At 59.3% G+C, this 18,554-nt stretch carries 16 protein-coding genes; 10 read left to right on the forward strand and 6 right to left on the reverse strand.

All coding sequences use genetic code 11. The annotated features are described in order from the left end of the window. Window positions 1–2 precede the first annotated feature (2 nt). Window positions 3–1,034: a fatty acid desaturase gene (locus ACP0GE_RS01100; protein WP_424830162.1), complete on the reverse strand. Its 1,032-nt coding sequence runs from the start codon at window positions 1,032–1,034 to the stop codon at window positions 3–5. A gap of 134 nt (window positions 1,035–1,168) precedes the next feature. On the opposite strand from ACP0GE_RS01100, the gene ACP0GE_RS01105 reads away from it, so the two are divergent. Next, a complete protein-coding gene (locus tag ACP0GE_RS01105; RefSeq protein WP_424830163.1) occupies window positions 1,169–2,035 on the forward strand; it encodes a LysR family transcriptional regulator in 867 nt (288 codons plus the stop codon). Here ACP0GE_RS01105 and ACP0GE_RS01110 read toward each other — a convergent pair. After that, window positions 2,032–2,733: a GntR family transcriptional regulator gene (locus ACP0GE_RS01110; protein WP_424830164.1), complete on the reverse strand. Its 702-nt coding sequence runs from the start codon at window positions 2,731–2,733 to the stop codon at window positions 2,032–2,034. The two genes, ACP0GE_RS01105 and ACP0GE_RS01110, sit on opposite strands and share 4 nt — an antisense overlap. Before the next feature lie 77 nt (window positions 2,734–2,810). Here ACP0GE_RS01110 and ACP0GE_RS01115 point away from each other — a divergent pair, with 77 nt between their 5' ends. After that, a complete protein-coding gene (locus tag ACP0GE_RS01115; protein ID WP_424830165.1) occupies window positions 2,811–3,383 on the forward strand; it encodes a HutD family protein in 573 nt (190 codons plus the stop codon). Here the strand turns inward: ACP0GE_RS01115 and ACP0GE_RS01120 are convergent. After that, complete coding sequence (locus ACP0GE_RS01120; RefSeq protein WP_424830166.1) at window positions 3,344–4,705, reverse strand: formimidoylglutamate deiminase; 1,362 nt, start codon at window positions 4,703–4,705, stop codon at window positions 3,344–3,346. The genes ACP0GE_RS01115 and ACP0GE_RS01120 overlap by 40 nt on opposite strands. Window positions 4,706–4,790: 85 nt before the next feature. Here ACP0GE_RS01120 and hutI point away from each other — a divergent pair, with 85 nt between their 5' ends. From hutI to ACP0GE_RS01155, 7 genes are all read left to right on the forward strand, one after another. Next, window positions 4,791–5,999 (forward strand): imidazolonepropionase, encoded by a 1,209-nt coding sequence (hutI, locus tag ACP0GE_RS01125; RefSeq protein ID WP_424830167.1) that lies wholly within the window; start codon window positions 4,791–4,793, stop codon window positions 5,997–5,999. Then, on the forward strand, window positions 5,996–7,534 hold the full coding sequence (gene hutH / locus ACP0GE_RS01130) for a histidine ammonia-lyase (RefSeq protein ID WP_424830168.1): 1,539 nt from the start codon (window positions 5,996–5,998) through the stop codon (window positions 7,532–7,534). The genes hutI and hutH overlap by 4 nt, the downstream gene beginning before the upstream one ends. Next, entirely contained in the window at window positions 7,531–8,337 is an 807-nt protein-coding gene (gene hutG / locus ACP0GE_RS01135) for an N-formylglutamate deformylase (protein WP_424830169.1), read from the forward strand. Before hutH ends, hutG begins: the two co-directional genes overlap by 4 nt. Next, a complete protein-coding gene (gene hutU, locus ACP0GE_RS01140; protein WP_424830170.1) occupies window positions 8,334–10,016 on the forward strand; it encodes a urocanate hydratase in 1,683 nt (560 codons plus the stop codon). Before hutG ends, hutU begins: the two co-directional genes overlap by 4 nt. A gap of 95 nt (window positions 10,017–10,111) precedes the next feature. Beyond that, window positions 10,112–11,068 carry an ABC transporter permease gene (locus ACP0GE_RS01145; protein WP_424830171.1) on the forward strand — a complete coding sequence of 319 codons (957 nt, stop codon included), beginning with the start codon at window positions 10,112–10,114 and terminating at the stop codon, window positions 11,066–11,068. Window positions 11,069–11,073: 5 nt separating this feature from the next. Next, window positions 11,074–11,934, forward strand: coding sequence for an ABC transporter permease (locus ACP0GE_RS01150; protein ID WP_424830172.1), 861 nt, complete (start codon window positions 11,074–11,076; stop codon window positions 11,932–11,934). Between the two features lie 4 nt (window positions 11,935–11,938). Beyond that, complete coding sequence (locus ACP0GE_RS01155; RefSeq protein WP_424830173.1) at window positions 11,939–13,552, forward strand: ABC transporter ATP-binding protein; 1,614 nt, start codon at window positions 11,939–11,941, stop codon at window positions 13,550–13,552. A gap of 33 nt (window positions 13,553–13,585) precedes the next feature. Here ACP0GE_RS01155 and ACP0GE_RS01160 read toward each other — a convergent pair whose 3' ends face one another. The 3 genes from ACP0GE_RS01160 to ACP0GE_RS01170 all read right to left on the reverse strand — a co-directional run bounded on the left by ACP0GE_RS01160 (window position 13,586) and on the right by ACP0GE_RS01170 (window position 16,761). Continuing rightward, window positions 13,586–14,674, reverse strand: a complete 1,089-nt coding sequence (locus tag ACP0GE_RS01160) for a 2Fe-2S iron-sulfur cluster-binding protein (RefSeq protein ID WP_424830174.1) — start codon at window positions 14,672–14,674, stop codon at window positions 13,586–13,588. A 1-nt stretch (window position 14,675) separates the two neighbouring features. After that, complete coding sequence (locus tag ACP0GE_RS01165; protein WP_424830175.1) at window positions 14,676–15,716, reverse strand: Rieske 2Fe-2S domain-containing protein; 1,041 nt, start codon at window positions 15,714–15,716, stop codon at window positions 14,676–14,678. Window positions 15,717–15,816: 100 nt separating this feature from the next. Further along, window positions 15,817–16,761, reverse strand: a complete 945-nt coding sequence (locus tag ACP0GE_RS01170) for a LysR substrate-binding domain-containing protein (RefSeq protein WP_424830176.1) — start codon at window positions 16,759–16,761, stop codon at window positions 15,817–15,819. Between the two features lie 184 nt (window positions 16,762–16,945). On the opposite strand from ACP0GE_RS01170, the gene ACP0GE_RS01175 reads away from it, so the two are divergent. Continuing rightward, complete coding sequence (locus ACP0GE_RS01175; protein ID WP_424830177.1) at window positions 16,946–18,508, forward strand: ABC transporter substrate-binding protein; 1,563 nt, start codon at window positions 16,946–16,948, stop codon at window positions 18,506–18,508. Window positions 18,509–18,554: the final 46 nt, after the last annotated feature.

Consider the following 18,554-nt stretch of genomic DNA (forward strand, 5'->3'; position numbering starts at 1 on the left):
GTTCAGCGCATTGAGGCTTTGGCCACGGGTTCAAACCCACCTTCGGTGACCATATGCGGGGCTTGACGGATCGTAGGCGCCTTGGTGTTCATACCCAGTGAGCGTTTGATGACCACAACTAGCAATTCCCAGTTGGTGCGGATCAGACCGGGGTCAGGCTGAGGCACCTGATCTTTGACCTTCTCGTGCAATTCAGGCAGCGAGTAAAACGGTACCTGCGGATAAAGGTGGTGTTCAACATGGTTGTGCATATTCATATACAGGAACCGACCCAGAAATGACGGGCTGAACGAACGTGTAGACTTTAGGATCGAGGGATCGTTTTCCTGCAACTCGGCGTGCTGGATCGTAGTGAACAGTTGCATTGGGAAGCCACCCAGAATGCGAGGGATCACGAAATAGATGGCAAGCCAGGTCTGACCCATGGCGATGGCGACGGCGATGGCCAGATATCCCAGCAGGAAGGCGCGCGCGCCCCAGATCAGTTTGGGGATTTCCCCGTCGGGCGTGTAACGCCGCGCTTCTTCGCCAACAAAGCCAAAGGCGTGGCAGATGATGACCTTGGCCTCGTACCACAACAACGGCAGGCCGGTTTGTTCGATCAGCCAGCCACCGAAAGTCATCGGCGTATCGAACGGCATCTGACCGTCTTCGCCCACATGCCAGGTCTTGGTGTGGTGGCTGGTATGGGCGTAGCGGCGATGATAGGGCTCGCCGAAATACAAAAACGAGCTGATCCACAACACTGTTTCGTTTAGCCAGCGCGTACGGAAGGCTGTCCCATGGGCGGTTTCGTGGCTGAGAGAGTAGGCGGCGACCCCGAGGGCGCTGGCGTAGAAGCCCATGGTCAGAATGATCCACCAAGTGCCCAGCGTGTAGTGAATGGCAATGCCTGAAACGATCATCAGTGCCACCCACTTCGCCAGCCAGACCAGCCCGGGTCTGTCGCTGCGCTTTGCAAGAGATTTCAATGCTTTGCGATCAATTTTAATGCCTGAGGATGCTGCGTTTGTTGCAACATAATCGGTTGTCATGGCGATTCTCCGTGAGTCGGGCTTTGACGGTGCGCTGCTGCAGCGTAAAAACAAGCATCCCAAAAACAGGAAAAAGCACAAACTTGAAAAATTAGCATATCCAAAAGTATGACTTATGGATTATGCCTGAACCCATGGAAAAATCACTGCTTCCTCCACTGAACTGGATTCGGGCATTTGAGGCCTCGGCGCGCCATTTGTCCTTCACAGGCGCGGCAGGCGAATTGAACATGTCTCAGCCCGCTGTTTCCCAGCAGGTCAAGGCGCTTGAGACCCATTTGGGCCAAACCCTCTTTCTACGACGGGGTCGGCGGTTGGAAATCACGGTTGCCGGGAAAAGCTATCTGCCGACGGTGCAGGATGCGCTGGAAACCTTGTCACAAGGTACCCGCGCGCTGATTGGCGGTGATCGGGGAAGAACGCTGAGTGTGCAGTGCAATCTCGCCTTTTCCGTATATTGGTTATCCCCGCGTCTGGGCGATTTGCTGGCCCAGTTTCCCTGGCTCAATATCAATGTACAGGGTGCGCTGTGGGACCCCGAGCGTACCGCGGAAACAGCCGATGTCGAAGTCCGGTTTGGCGTGGATCTGGACCGCAGTCTCGGTGGGTTGAGATTGTCTCACGACACATCCTTTCCCGTTTGTGCGCCGGAACTGGCCGGGCAGGACTGGCGCAAACACAATCTGTTCGATTGTGCTGGTATGAAGGGTAACTGGCTCAGTTGGTCGCAGAAAGTTGGGCAGAGAATGCCCGCGAACAAACGGGTAAATATTGGTTCGACCTACGCTGTTTCTCTTAGCGCGGCTGTCGAAGGCTGTGGCTTTGCGATGGGGCACGAGACTCTGGTGGAGGGGTTATTGTCCAAAGGGCGCTTGTGTCGCGCGCATCCAGACGGGGTCGAAATGCCCGAAGCTTATTTTCTGATGCCAGTCCTGCCACGATCTCAAACCCCTGCCACGCGTGCTTTTTCAGGTTGGCTGTGCGAACAGGCGGGTGTTTAGTATGTTGTTCTCATTTGGTAACCTTGATGGAATGTCATTCTGACGAATGTGACGGGTTTGTTTTGGAACCATGTGGTGCGTTCGAGCTGGAAGAGGGGTGTTCCGGTTGGGACGGAGAGGAAGTCCTGGAGGGGGCCTGTTGCGGGGACGGCTGAGAAGGCGATTTCGGCGTTTGAGAAGGGAACCTCGGAGAGCAACCATTCATTGGGGCCGGTGCTGAGGAAGTCTTCGGCCACCACATGGGGTACGGCGTCGATATTGATCCAGCGTTCCTCGAACTGGAAGGGCCGGTTGTCGGCGTGGTGCATGCAGGTCAGGTGCAGAACCTGGGCGCCCTCGGGCAGGCCGAGCTTGGCTTGCAGCCAGGCGGGGCAGTCGATCACGGTGCGGCCGACCAGGGCATAGCGGTATTCGGCATTCATCTCTTCGATGGTCTGGCGGACCACGGCGATGGACAGTTTGGCCTGTTTGACGGGCATGGTGACCACGCGGGTGCCGCCTTTGCGCTTGCGGGTGACGATGCCCTGCTCGGCCAGTTCGCGCAGGGCACGGTTGACGGTGGCCCGGGCGCAGCCGAATTCGGCGGCCAGTTCCAGTTCGGTGGGCAGCAGGCTGCCCTGCGGCCAGACGCGGGTCTGGATGCGGTTCAGGACCTCGTCGCGGATCGCCTGAAAGCCGATGTTTTTTTGCTCGGTCAAGTTCTGCTCACTATATGATTTTGCTCATATTCATATTATGTCCAGATCAATAGCAACATGCAAAGAAATTGAACCGGATGCAGATAAGACTGGATGAGATCGCCGCCACACCCTGGGCCAACGGGGGTGGTGTGACCCGAGAGCTGGCCACCCACCAGATCGGGGGGCAGGTCGCCTGGCGCATCAGCGTGGCCGAGATTGAACGGGACGGGCCGTTCTCGCGGTTTCCGGGGCTGGCGCGGGTGCATACGATCATCGATGGGGCCGGGCTGGACCTGCAGGGTGCGGAGGGCACTTTGAAGGCGCGGCCGTTTGCGCCTCTGTCCTTTGACGGGGCGCTGGAGTTGCAGGCGCGCTTGCTGGATGGCCCGTGCCGGGCGTTCAACGTGATCTATGATCCGCAGATTGTCACGGTCACGGTGGATGTTCGTACCGGCGCGCAGGCGTTCGACGCGGCGGCGGATGCGTTTGTCTTTGTTGCGGTGGGAGGGGTTACGATAAACGGCACCGGGTTGGTCGCAGGCGAGGCGATGAGGCCGGACGACGCTGTAACGATCATTCCGGCCCCCGGGGCCAAGGTTCTGCATGCCCGGTTTGTGGACGCCCCGATTCAGAGATCGGCCAGAAGCCCGGCTATTGCGGTCCGGTAGTTCGAGACAATCCGGTCACGATTTACATGGCGGCCATTCTGCACCTGATGGCGGCCAGCGGACCACAGATCGGTGACCACATGATCCTTGGCGGCAAAGACCAGCCCGTCCAGCAATTGATCAGAGCGGAGCGCGCAGAGCGCCGGGTTCCGGCTGTCGATGGCCACGAGATCGGCCAGTTGGCCCGGGGCGATCTCTCCGGCGTTGCGGCCTAAAGCCTGTGCGCCACCAGTGGCCGCGCCGCAATAAAGGGTCTGCCCGACCGAACCCTCACCCACGACCAGCACATTGCGTGACAGATCGCGCAGGCGCTGGGAGTATTCCAATATACGCAGTTCTTCGGTCAGGGAAATCAGCACGTTGGAATCCGAGCCCACGCCAAAGGCCCCTCCTGCATTCAGGTAGGTTGGGCCGTTGAAGGGGCCGTCGCCCAGATTGGCCTCGGTCACCGGGCACAGGCCTGCAACGGCCCCGCTGGCGGCCATGGTGCGGGTCTCATCCTCGGTCATATGGGTGGCGTGGATCAGGCACCAGCGCGCATCGACCGGGGCATTGGCCAGCAGCCATTCCACCGGGCGGGCCCCCAGACCGGCCTGGACCTCGGCCACTTCCTTGGGCTGTTCTGCAATGTGGATATGGATCGGACCGGTGCCTTGCGCGGCCACCACCTGCGCCAGATCGGCGGGCGAGGTGGCGCGCAGAGAGTGTGGCGCGATGCCGACGCGGCAGTCGCCGGGCAGGGTCGCGCGTGCGTCCCGCGCCTGATCGACCAGCGTGCAGAAACGGTCGACGTCATTGCCAAATCGTGCCTGCCCCGGTTCAAGCGGCTTTTCCCCGACACCGGCATAGGAATACAGCACCGGCAGATGGGTCAGGCCAATTCCGGTCTCGGCGGCGGCCTCCATGATCCGGTCGCTGAGTTCGGCGAGGCGGTCATAAGGCTGCCCGTCCGGCCGGTGATGCAGGTAGTGGAACTCGCCGACCGAGGCATACCCGGCCTCCTGCATCTCAAGGTAGACCAGTGCGGCGATGGCCTGTACCTGCTCGGGGCTCAGGTGTGCGGTGAAGCGATACATCAGATCGCGCCAGGTCCAGAAACTGTCGCGACCGGCCAGACGGTATTCGGTCATCCCGGCCATGGCGCGCTGAAAGGCATGGCTGTGCAGATTGGCCAGCGCAGGCAGCAGGGTGTCGACATGCGTATCGCCCGGTTGTGCTGTCACATTCGGGGTCAGGCGCGCAATGCAGCCTTCTTCGAGCTCGACGCGCAGGTTGTCTGCCCAGCCGGTTGCGAGCAATGCGCGGTTTGCAAAAATGGCCATCGTGCCGTCCTCCGATTTTATGGATAGACATATGGCATAAAGACTTGTACCAGAAAAGAGAGAATTGCAGGGAGGGGGGATTCGAATGCCGGCCCACGATCAGCTGTTCACCGATCTGCATGCCGCCACCATGGCCGGTGGGGGCGCCTATGGATTGATCGAGAATGCGGCGATTGCCGTTCAGGGTGGCAAGGTTGCCTGGGTTGGCCCGCTGGCAGATCTTCCGGCTGATTATACGGCGCTGCCCCGGACCTCGCTTGGCAATCGCCTTGTGACACCCGCACTGATCGACTGCCACACCCATGTGGTCTTTGGCGGCAACCGCGCCGTTGAGTTCGAGATGCGATTGAACGGGGCGACCTATGAAGAGGTCGCGCGGGCCGGAGGTGGCATTCTTTCGACAGTCAACGCAACGCGGGCTGCGTCCGAAGACGCTCTGCTGGCCGATGCGTTGACGCGTGTGGATGCCCTGCTGGCCGAAGGGGTGGCGTGTATCGAGGTCAAGTCCGGCTATGGGCTGGATGTCGATACGGAGCTGCGCATGTTGCGTGCGGCACGGCGTATCGAAGAAGAGCGCCCTGTCCGGGTAAAGACCACCTTTCTGGGTGCGCATGCCGCGCCGCCCGAGTTTAAATGGCGCCCGGATGCCTATATTGACGACATCTGCATTCCAGCCCTGCGTGCGGCCCATGCCGAGGGGTTGGTGGATGCTGTTGACGGGTTTTGCGAAGGCATCGCTTTTGACACAATCCAGATCGCCCGTGTCTTTAACGTTGCGCGGGAACTGGGCCTGCCGGTCAAGATACACGCTGAACAACTGTCCAATCTGGGCGGTGCGAAACTGGCCGCCGGTTATGGCGCGCTGTCTGCCGATCACATCGAATATCTGGATGAGGACGGCGTCCAGGCCATGGCCGCAGCGGGCACCGTGGGTGTGATCCTGCCCGGGGCGTTCTACACCCTGCGGGAGACGCAACAGCCGCCCATTGACCTGCTGCGCAAACATGATGTGCCGATGGCTTTGGCCACCGATTGCAACCCGGGATCCTCTCCTCTGACATCTTTGCTGCTGACCATGAACATGGGCTGCACGCTGTTCCGCATGACGCCCGAAGAGGCTCTGGCCGGAGTCACCACGCATGCCGCGCGCGCACTGGGTCTGACCGATGTGGGCACGATTGCTCCGGGCCAGCGCGCCGATCTGGCGGTGTGGAATGTCACTCACCCGGCCGAGCTGTCTTATCGCATCGGCTTCAACCCGCTTCATACCCGCATATTCGGAGGCGCAATTTGACCCCCCTGACACTTACTCCCGGCGCTGTCTCTCTGGCGCAGCTGGAACAGGTTTACCGTGATGAATTTGCGGTGCGGCTGGACCCCGTTTGTCGCCCCGGTATTGAGGCCGCCCATGCCCGTATCGCCGATGCGGCGGCGGGTGAGGCGGCGGTTTATGGGGTCAATACCGGCTTTGGCAAACTGGCCAGCGTCAAGATCGCGGCTGAGGATACGGCGACCCTGCAACGCAACCTGATCCTGTCCCATTGCTGCGGTGTTGGCCCGGCCATTCCGCGCGCGCATGCGCGGCTGATGATGGCGCTGAAACTGCTCAGCCTCGGGCGCGGCGCGTCCGGCGTGCGGCTGGAGCTGATCGATCTGCTGGAGGCCATGCTGGACAAGGGCGTGACCCCGGTAATCCCGGCGCAGGGTTCAGTGGGCGCTTCGGGCGATCTGGCCCCGCTGTCGCATATGGCGGCGGTCATGATGGGCGCGGGCGAGGCCGAGTTTGGCGGCACTGTCATGCCCGGAGGCGAGGCATTGGCGGCAGCCGGTCTCACGCCGGTCGAGCTGGGCCCCAAGGAAGGTCTGGCGCTGATCAACGGCACTCAGTTCTCGACCGCCTTTGCGCTGGCGGGTCTGTTTGGCGCGTGGCAGGCGGCGCAGAGCGCGCTGGTCACCTCGGCGCTGACCACGGATGCCATCATGGGCTCGACCGCGCCGTTGCAGCCCGAGATTCACACTTTGCGCGGTCATCGCGGCCAAATCGAGGCCGGGGCCACCATGCGTGCGCTGTTGGCCGGGTCGGTGATCCGCGAAAGCCATCGCGAGGGCGACACGCGGGTGCAGGATCCGTATTGCATTCGCTGCCAGCCGCAGGTTGTCGGTGCGGCAATGGATGTGCTGCGGCAGGCGGCCACCACGCTGGAGATCGAGGCCAACGCGGCCACCGACAACCCTCTGGTCCTGTCCGAGGCCGGGCTGATCGTCTCGGGCGGCAACTTCCACGCCGAGCCGGTGGGCTTTGCCGCCGACATGATCGCGCTGGCCGTGGCCGAGATCGGGGCGATTGCGCAGCGCCGTATTGCGCTGATCGTCGACCCGGTGCTGAGCCATGACCTGCCGCCCTTCCTGACGCCCAATCCGGGGCTGAACTCGGGGCTTATGATTGCCGAGGTCACTACAGCGGCGCTGATGAGCGAAAACAAGCATCTGGCCAACCCCTGCGTGACGGATTCGACACCGACCTCGGCCAATCAGGAAGATCACGTCAGCATGGCCGCCCATGGCGCGCGGCGTTTGGGGCAGATGGTGACAAACTTGGAGCGCATTCTGGGGGTCGAGCTGCTCTGTGCGACGCAAGGCATTGAGTTCCGCGCGCCGCTGCCCACCAGCGAGACCTTGCAGGGCGTGATGGCGCAGCTGCGTGCGATGGTGCCGCCCTTGGGCGATGACCGCTATACCGCGCCGGATATCGAGGCGGCCTCGACCCTGATTGCCAGCGGCGAGATTGCCCATGGCACGGGTGTCGACATGCCGGAACTTGGCGCATGACCGAGCCAGTAGAGATCACGAAGGGCCACAGCCCTATCGTGTTGGGCCTGCCCCATACCGGAACCTATGTGCCGCCCGAGATCGAGGCAAAACTGAACGACCGGGGCCGGGGGCTGGATGATACCGATTGGCATATCCATACGCTCTATGACGGGTTGCTGCTCGATGTCACCACAGTACGCGCCACCTTCCATCGCTATGTGATCGACGCCAATCGCGACCCGTCCGGCGTGTCGCTTTATCCCGGGCAGAACACCACGACGCTGGTGCCGCTGACCGATTTTAACGGGCAGGATATCTGGGATCAGCCGCCATCGGAGGCTGAGATCGCCGAGCGCCGCGCGGCGTTCCACGCGCCTTATCATGCGGCGCTTGAGGCCGAATTGGCGCGAGTGAAGGCGATCCATGGATTTGCTGTCCTCTATGACTGCCACTCGATCCGCAGCCATATTCCCTTCCTGTTTGACGGCGTGTTGCCGGACTTCAATATCGGCACCAATCTGGGTACGACCTGCCATGCGCGGGTCGAGAAAACCGTAGTGGATATCTGTGAGGCAGCCGAAGGTTACAGCACCGTGCTCAATGGCCGTTTCAAGGGCGGCTGGACAACACGCCAGTATGGCCGTCCGGCTGACGGCATCCATGCCATACAGATGGAATTGGCCCAATCTACCTATCTCAGCGCTGAGACCGCGCCCTGGACCTATGAGACAGGCAAGGCCGATCGTCTGCGCTCTCATCTCAAAACCATTCTCAATAGCCTGGCCGCGCTGGCCCCTCAGACATCCGGAGAACCCCGATGACCGACCCCCGCAAGAACACCCGTGACATCTATCCACCCACCGGCCCTGAGCTGAACGCCAAAAGCTGGATGACCGAGGCGCCGTTGCGGATGCTGATGAACAACCTGCACCCGGACGTGGCCGAAAACCCGCATGAGCTGGTGGTCTATGGCGGCATCGGGCGCGCGGCGCGGACGTGGAATGATTTTGACACGATTGTTGCCAGCCTTAAGGATCTGGAAGAGGATGAGACGCTGGTCGTTCAGTCCGGCAAACCGGTGGCCGTTGTGCGGACGCATTCGGATGCGCCGCGGGTGCTGATCGCGAACTCGAACCTGGTGCCGCATTGGGCCAATTGGGATCACTTCAACGAGCTCGATAAGAAGGGTCTGATGATGTACGGCCAGATGACCGCTGGCTCGTGGATCTATATCGGCACGCAGGGCATCGTTCAGGGCACCTATGAGACCTTCGCCGAGGCCGGGCGTCAGCATTATGATGGCGATCTGACCGGCAAATGGATTCTGACCGGCGGTCTGGGCGGCATGGGCGGTGCGCAACCTCTTGCAGCGGTCTTTGCCGGGGCCTGCTGTCTGGCCGTGGAATGCAACCCGGACAGCATCGATTTCCGCCTGCGCACCAAATATCTCGACGAAAAGGCCGAGACACTGGACGAAGCGCTTGAGATGATCGACCGCTGGACCAAGGCGGGTGAGGCGAAATCGGTCGGTCTGTTGGGCAATGCCGCGGAAATCTTCCCCGAGATCTACGCCCGGATGCAGGCGGGCGGGATGCGCCCGGATATTGTCACCGACCAGACCAGCGCCCATGACCCGGTCAACGGGTATCTGCCGCTGGGTTGGACCATGGCGCAGTGGAAGGACAAGCGTGAAAGCGATCCCAAGGCGGTTGAGAAAGCCGCGCGTGCTTCGATGAAGCAACACGTCGCGGCGATGGTTGACTTCTGGAACGCGGGCGTGCCGACGCTGGATTACGGCAACAACATCCGGCAGGTGGCGCAGGATGAGGGGCTGGAAAACGCCTTTGCCTTCCCTGGCTTCGTGCCCGCTTATATCCGCCCGTTGTTCTGCAAGGGGATCGGGCCGTTCCGCTGGTGCGCTTTGTCGGGCGACCCCGAAGATATCTACAAGACCGATGCCAAGATGAAGGAGCTGTTCCCCGAGAACACACATCTGCACAACTGGCTCGACATGGCGCAGGAGCGTATCGCCTTCCAGGGCCTGCCCGCCCGTATCTGCTGGATCGGGTTGGGCGACCGCCATCGCGCCGGGCTGGCGTTCAACGAGATGGTCCGCAACGGTGAACTGAAAGCACCGGTTGTCATCGGGCGCGATCATCTGGACAGCGGATCGGTCGCCTCGCCCAACCGCGAGACCGAAGCGATGAAGGACGGATCGGACGCCGTCTCCGACTGGCCGCTGCTGAATGCGCTGGTCAACACCGCCTCGGGCGCGACCTGGGTGTCATTGCACCATGGCGGCGGCGTTGGCATGGGCTTCAGCCAGCACGCAGGCGTCGTCATCTGCGCCGATGGCACAGACGAAGCCGCAAAGCGCCTCGAGCGCGTTCTCTGGAACGACCCGGCCTCAGGCGTCTGGCGTCACGCCGATGCAGGCTATGACATCGCCAGGGACTGCGCCCGCGAACACGGATTGCGCCTGCCCGGCATTCTGGGCTGAACTATGCCAGCGGAGGGACAAGCACCCTCCGCACCCACTTTGGAGAAAACGCCAAACAAACCCAGCCTGACCAATAGGACAGCAAGGAGACGTAGATGCGAAGTATTCTGAACCTGGTAATCCAGCGATTGGGCCTGGGACTGATCACCCTGCTGGTCGTATCAATCATCATCTTCTCCGCGATCGAACTGCTGCCGGGTGATCTGGCCGAAGCAGTTCTGGGACAATCCGCAACCGAAGAAACTCTGACTGCTTTCCGGAAAGAACTGGGGCTGGATCAGCCTGCTGTGTTTCGGTATTTCGACTGGATCGGCAGTGCGTTGACCGGAGACTTCGGCGTGTCCCTTGCCACACAGCGCCCAATTTCCGAACTGATTGGTATTCGGGCCTGGAACACCTTCTTTTTGGCAGGGTATGCGGCGGCCATCGCTGTGCCCCTTGCCGTTACACTGGGCATATTCGCCGCGCTCTATCGCAACTCGTGGTTTGATCGCACCGTGTCTTACCTGTCGCTTGGGGCGATCTCATTCCCAGAGTTCTTCATCGCCTATATTCTACTGCTGGTCTTCTCGGTCGAGCTGGGCATGTTTCCAAGTATTGCCAGCGTCGATCCGGATACACCGCTCAGCACGCGCCTATACATCTGTTTTCTGCCCGCGTTGACACTAACGCTGATTGTGGTGGCTCACATGATGCGGATGACGCGGGCTTCGATTATCAACCTTCTGGCGCTTCCGTATGTTGAAATGGCCCACCTTAAAGGCGCGAAGCCCTGGTGGGTCATTGTCGTTCATACCCTGCCGAATGCGCTTGCGCCGATCATCAACGTGATCGCAATCAACCTGGCGTTCCTGATTGTGGGCGTTGTCCTGGTCGAGGTGGTGTTTGTCTATCCCGGCCTGGGGCAGCTTCTGGTCGACTCGGTCGCCAAGCGGGATGTGACGGTTGTGCAATCCGCGTGCCTCATCTTTGCTGCGACATACATCCTGCTCAACCTGCTGGCGGATGTGTTGTCGATCCTCACCAATCCCCGACTGATGCACCCGAGGTAATGGCCATGACACCTGAATTCAAAAAAGCGCTGCGTCATGCGCCCATCTCGGCCTGGATCGGCTTCATCATTATCGGGCTGTATATCTTTGTTGCTATCTTCGCGCCGGTTCTTGCGCCCTATACCGAACGTGAGGTTGCGGGTGCTCAGTATCTGCCATGGGCCGCGCCGCATTATCTTGGCACCGATGCTTTGGGTCGGGATGTTCTGTCGCGGCTGATCTACGGCGCGCGCAATACGGTTGGTATTGCTGTGCTGACAACATTCCTGGCTTTTGGCTTTGGTGCAATGACCGGACTGCTGGCGGCGACAGTCGGTGGCCGCTTCGATCAGCTGGCCAGCCGGGTCGTCGACATCCTGATGGCCATTCCACCCCTGATCTTTGCACTGCTGGTGCTGACCATCACCGGTACAACGGTCTGGGCGTTGATCTGTGTCATTGCCTTGCTCGACAGTACGCGGGTGTTCCGCCTGTCCCGTGCCGTGGCTCAGAACATTCTGGTTATGGACTATATCGAGGTCGCCCGCCTGCGCGGCGAAAGCCTTTGGTGGCTGATCCGACGTGAGGTTTTGCCGAATTCGACCGCACCACTGATTGCGGAGTTCGGGTTACGGTTCTGCTTTGTGTTTCTGTTCATCTCGGCGTTGTCTTTCCTGGGTCTGGGCATCCAGCCGCCCGCGGCCGACTGGGGGTCAATGGTGCGGGAAAGTGCCAAGCTGATCACATTCGCCGATTTCAGCAGTTTTGATGGGGCGACCTTTGGCCTTGCCCCGCTGCTGCCCGCTGCGGCCATCGCCATGCTGACCATCGGCGTGAACCTGGTGGTCGACTGGGTGCTGCACAACGCCAGCGGATTGAAGGAGTAACGCCATGTCTGAACTCTTGCTGAACATTCAGGACCTGAAGATCGAAGGTTACTCGGACGAAGCCTGGCACCCGATCATCAAAGGCGTTGATATCAAGCTGCACAAAGGCGAGGTGATGGGCCTGATCGGAGAATCGGGCGCGGGCAAGTCCACGCTAGGTCTGGCGGCGATGGGCTATACCAAGGGGGGCTGCCGGATCACCGGTGGATCGGTCTTGTTCGACGGACAGGAACTGGTTGGGGCAAAACCTGACACCCTGCGTGGCCTGCGGGGTGCCCGAATTGCCTACGTTGCGCAATCTGCTGCGGCATCGTTCAACCCTGCCTACAAACTGATCACACAATACGCCGAAGCGCCTGTGCGTCACGGTGTAGTGCCGAGATCACAGGCCGAAAGCGACGCCGTGGAGCTATACCGCCAGATGCGACTGCCCAACCCCGACGAGATCGGGTTCCGCTATCCCCATCAGGTTTCGGGCGGGCAGTTGCAGCGGGCGATGACCGCCATGGCAATGGCCTGTCGCCCGGATCTGATCATCTTTGATGAGCCGACAACGGCGCTGGACGTGACCACTCAAATCGAGGTGTTGAGCGCGATCCGCGATATTGTCGAACAATACAATACTGCGGCTATCTACATCACGCATGACCTCGCCGTGGTTGCCCAAATGGCGGACCGGATCAAAGTGCTGCGTTATGGCGTCGAGGTCGAAGAGGCCGAAACGCGCGAGATGCTGTCCAATCCGAAAGAAGACTACACCAAGTCCCTCTGGGCAGTGAGAGACTTTCGGCGCACGGTTACACCTCAGACCGAAGACCCCGAACCTGTGATCGAGGTGCGAAATGTCTCGGCGTCCTATGGCGCGCTGCAGGTGCTCAAGGACATCAACCTGACCATTCACCGTGGCAAAACCGTTGCCGTTGTCGGTGAAAGCGGTTCGGGTAAGTCGACGACCGCGCGCTGTATCACCGGGCTGCTTGTTCCAACAGACGGAGAAATCCTGTTCGATGGTGAACCCTTGCCGCCGGCGTTGAAATCGCGCGGGAAGGACTTGTTGAAGCGGGTTCAGATGATCCATCAGATGGCGGATACGGCGATGAACCCGAAACAGAAAATCCGCGATCTTCTGTCTCGTCCGCTGGAGTATTTTGCGGGTGTCAAAGGGGCCGAGAAAGAGGCCCGGCTGCGCGAGTTAATGGAGATGATCGAACTGGAGCCCGACAAGTTCCTTGATCGCTATCCGGGTGAGCTGTCGGGAGGACAGAAACAGCGCATCTGCATTGCCCGAGCACTGGCGGCCGAGCCCGAATTCATCATTTGCGATGAGGTGACCAGCGCCTTGGATCAGCTTGTGGCCGAGGGCATCCTGCGCCTGCTGGACAAGCTGCAGCGGGACCTGAACCTGACTTACATGTTCATCACCCACGATCTGGCAACGGTGAAATCCATTGCCGACGATGTGGTGGTCATGTTGAAGGGTGAGATTGTCGAACAGGGTCCGAAGGATGAGGTTCTGACTCCGCCCCATCATGGGTACACGGAAAAGCTGCTGTCTTCGGTCCCAGAAATGGACCCGGACTGGTTGGATAACGTTTTGGCCGAGAGGGCCAGGGACTAAGAAAGGGCCGCGATAATCTCGCGGCCCTTTTCCTTAGAGGTCCAATATAACGGCGCTTTTGGGACGAGAGCAGCACAACAGCACTTCGCCTGGATCAGGATCGTCCAGCGGGTCTTCGAAATAATCGACCTCGCCGTCGGAGATGTTGCACAGGCAGGTGTTGCAGATGCCGGTCCGGCAACTGAATTCAGGTTCCAGCCCTGCCTTTTCCGCCAGATCCAGAAGGGATTCCGCGCTGTCGTCCCAATCGACTGTTATGCCCGATTTGGCAAAAGTCACCGTGTTTTCACCCGTTGCCTTGGCTGGCTGTGGCGCGGGCTCTGTGGCCGGCGCCTCGGCAATGGGCGCAGAAGGTGCGTCCAGCGAGTCCGAGGGGCCGAAGAACTCGTAGTTAATCCGCTCTTTGTCCAAACCCAGCGTTTGAAGCAGCTGATACATTGCCCGCATGAATGGCGTTGGGCCACACATGTAGACTTCGTAATCATCTAGTGGCAGCAAGGACTGTAACGTCTCACGAGTGATCACGCCTTCGCTGTGGAAATGCCCGTTGGCATGATCCGCCTCATGCGGGACGCGGTAAGCGAAATGAACCGTAGCATTTTCGGCCTGCCCCAGTTCCAGAACTTCGTCGCGCAGGGCATGAACGGCGCCGTTCTCGCAGGCGTGAATGAACCACACAGGCCGATCCGTTCCGGCCAGGCTGTGCAGCATCGACACCATCGGAGTCAGACCAACGCCCCCGCTCAGCAGGACGACAGGGCGGGTGCTGTCCTGATCCAGATAGAACACGCCCCGTGGTGCCATCGCGGTGATCTCATCCCCTTCCGAGACCTGATCGTGCATATAACACGACGCGATCCCGTGCGGTGCGTCAGGAAGGTTGGCCGGTGCGGCCTCGCGCTTTATGGTCACGCGATAGCGCTCAGGTGAGGCGACATTGCAGGACAGGGAGTAGTTCCTCAATGTCGCCCCATCTGGCCCGGGTATGCGCAGCGGCAGGTATTGCCCGGGCAGGGCAGGGGCCAAAGCCTCGCCATCGGTGGGTTCAAGTTCGAACGAGGTGATGATCTCGCTTTCCCTGATCTTGCGTGCAACACGGTATTGACGGAATTTCTTGGCCATCTCAGCCCTCCATCTTGGCGTCGACCATCGCCTCTTCGGCGATCATTGCTTCCAGTTGACGGCGGAATCGCAACTGGCCACCGTCGATGCTCAGGTCGATATGGGGGCTTTCCTTTTCGTCCATGCCGACCTGTACCTCTTCAAGAACAGCCAGGTCTTCTTCGAAGGCATGGCGGACGTCTTCGCTCATCATTTCCGACAGTTCGGCGTCGTCGGGCCGGATGTTGCGCAGCTGGAACCAGTAGTACCGGGTTTCGGTCTCCGAAGTCGGCGTCATGAAGTTGTAGCTGTCCATGATGAAGGTCTTGTCATGCAGCGGCCCCTCTGGTCCGCCCGTTCCTGCCGGGGTGAACACGGCCTTAATCAGCGCATGGCTTGGATAGCGCACTTCATAATGTTGCAGTCGGTCGCAATTGCCTTCGAACTCGACCACTTTTTTATAGAACGGAGCAGGTTCCACATCCATCATCCAGCGATGAACAATTATGCCGTCATCTTTTTTCGTGACTGAAAGGGGCGCGTCCTTTGTGGCATCCTGCGCGAACGAGCTTTGATGTACCCAGGCTACATGGGTTGGGTCCAGCAGGTTGTCGGTCATATAGAGATAGTTGCACTTGATCTCCATGGCGGCACCACGGTTGATACCCCAATCGGGATCGTCGTAATGCTCGATCTCGAAAATCTCGGATGCATCTGCCATGGCCGGGTTGCCCATCCAGATCCAGACCAGCTCGTATTTCTCGTGTACCGGATATGAATGCACCTTGGCAGAAGACGGGATACGCCCTTTGCCGGGGGCCGAGACACACTGACCGGCGCAGTCAAACGTCAGCCCGTGATAGCCGCATTCTACATCGTCACCTTTGATGCGCCCTTTGGACAGCGGCAGTTTGCGGTGCGGGCAGGCATCTTCTAGCGCGACAACCTCGCCACCCTGGGTGCGGTAGATACAGATTTTCTTTCCCAGCACCCGAATTTGCCGAAGCTCATGAGTGATCTCGGAACTCCATGCGGCTACATACCATGCATTCTTCAGAAACACGGGTTTGCTCCTCTCGGATTTATTGTTCAAGCTAAACTAGTTTATGCGCAGCAAATGATCATCTGCATAGACCAGCATTCTATAGTTTTGTTTAGGAAAACTAATCCGATCCAGGAACGCGGCGCATCGAACGGGAAATCTGGCGTCCGGCTTGAAGAATCCAATCCAGAAACTGAGTTGCTGTCCGGTCGTGCAACGTACCTTCGCCCCAGCAGATGATATAGGGGTGCGGCATCTTAAGTTCTTCATCTGACAGGCGAATAAGTCGTCCCGTCTGTAAATCCCGCTCTGCGAATGAGGTTTGCGCCAAAGCGACTCCCTTGCCCTGAATGGCTGCATCAAGCGCCATACTGGACAGTGAGAACACCCCTACATCCCTGAACTCTTCCCCGTCGGTGATACCGGCAAAGTCAAACCAGTCCTCCCAACCTGGCACGTCTTCAAACCCTGGGCCCCAGTCGGTGCGCAGCAATGGCACTTGCCGCAGACCTTCCGTGGTTTTCACCTCTGGATACGCCTGCAGAAATTCGGGCGAGCAGACCGGAAAAACCGAGTCTGTGAACAATTCTTTATGAAACGGAAAGATTTGTCCTTGGTCCCCATATGTCAGCCGGAACGTAGTGCTAAGCAGATATCGCTCAGGTTCCTGGTGCGTGGAATCCAATCGAATCGACACGCCCGGATGTTGGTCCTGGAAATTACCCAGAATTGGATAAAGCCACTTCGACAGCAAGGAAGGCAAGGCGCTGACGGACAGATTCGTCGCCTGCTCCATCCGGTCGAGATAAATTTGCGCCCGATGAAGCGCGTCGAATCCTTCTGACAGAAACTTGTGATAGGCCTCGGCTTCTTTACGCAGCAATACGCCACGCCCGCGTCTTGTGATCAGGGATTTGCCGATTTGTTCCTCAAGAATCTTAAGTTGTTGGCTGACCGCCCCGGGCGTAACATTTAACTCACGAGCTGTATCAGCCACTGAATTTGTGCGCCCGAAAACCTCGAAGGTTTGCAGTGCACGGAGCGAAGGAAGCATCTTTCGTTTCATTGGATTTGCTCTGGCCAATTTAGGTTAGCTACCTAACTCTATAGGTTACCTAACTTGAATCTGGAAGAGAATAGTCCCAGTGTAAATATGCTTGTACATAATAGGAAACGACGGCTCGCTAGATATGTCTGTCAGACTCCAGCCGACATAGCCATAGCCGAACCGTACAACAGGGATCACAACGATGACATTAAAAACGACAAGACGGTCGTTGCTTCTGGGTGCCAGCGCGATCGGCGCGGGTGCACTATTGGGCGTCAACGGCTTGCCTCTGGCGGCATACGCAGACACACCGCAATCGGGCGGAACATTCAAAATAGGTACGTCTGATTTCAGTTCGTCAGATACTCTTGATCCGCAGGTGATCGAGACCCGTTTTGGCACGCTGCTGAACTGGCAGCTGCGCAACAACCTGATTGAGGTCGGGCCGGGTGGTGCATTGGTGCCTGAACTGGCCGAAAGCTGGGAGGCGTCAGACGACCAGAAAACCTGGGTGTTCAAAATCCGTGAAGGCGTCGAATTCCACAACGGCCAGCCTCTGACTTCGGCCGATGTCGTCTATTCGATCAACCTGCACCGGGGTGAAGAGACGAAATCAGCGATCAAGGCCCTGTTGGGAGAGGTCGCGGATGTCCAGGCGACGGGCGATCACGAGGTCACGATCTCGCTCAGCGCTCCGAATGCCGGCTTCGATTCGATCTTGTCGGTATACTCCCTCTCCATCGTGCCGGATGGCACAACCGATTTCAGTGCTGGCATCGGGACCGGCGGTTATATCCTGGAATCGTTTGAGCCCGGCACCAAGTCGGTTGTGAAGCGCAATCCGAATTACTGGAAAGAAGGTCGCGCGCATTTCGACTCGGTCGAGATCGTGGCCATCGCGGATGTGACCGCACGGACCACGGCGCTGCGCACCGGTGAAATCCATGCCATGAACTTTGTCGATCCAAGCACGGCTGCACTGTTGGAGCGGGTGCCGAACATCGATCTGATTCAGACGCCTGGTAAATCGCACTACGCCTTCGCGATGCTGACGGATACTGATCCTTACACCGATGTTCAGGTCCGTCAGGCGTTGAAATACGCGATCAACCGTCAGGATATTCTGGACAAGATTCTGGGCGGCTATGGCTCGCTGGGCAACGATCATCCGATCTCGGCCGCCTATGCCCATTACAACGGTGACCTAGAGCAGCGCGCCTATGATCCGGAAAAGGCGAAATCGCTGATCAAGGCAGCAGGTGCCGAAGGTACGACTATCAAACTGCACGCAGCAGACACGCCATTTACCGGTGCTGTCGATACGGCCCAGCTGTTCAGCGAGCATGCGCGCGCAGCCGGGATCAACATCGAAGTCGTTCGCGAACCCGACGATGGCTATTGGTCAAGCGTTTGGGCAGTAAAGCCGTTCTTTGCTTCGCGCTGGTCGGGTCGGATCAACGAGGACGTTATGTTCTCGACCGCCTATTCCGCATCTGCGATGGAGACCGGCTGGAACGAAGCACGCTGGACCACTGACCGTCTGAACACAATCCTGACAGAGGCACGTTCGGAAAGCGATCAGGCCCGCCGTCACGAATTGTATGGCGAAGCCCAGTCGCATATCCGCGACGAAGGCGGCACGGTCATTCCGGTCTTTGCCGATTTCATCGACGCGAAGGCCAACAATGTTGCCCATGGTGAGCTGTCCAACAATTGGGATCTGGATGGCGCCCGTTGTTCGGAACGGTGGTGGTTCACCTCCTAAGTGAAAACACTCTTTCGGGGCGCCTTGGCGCCCCGAAACACGCACT

It is taken from the genome of Ruegeria sp. (genome assembly GCF_965243365.1).
In the GTDB taxonomy this organism is placed as follows: Bacteria; Pseudomonadota; Alphaproteobacteria; order Rhodobacterales; family Rhodobacteraceae; genus Ruegeria.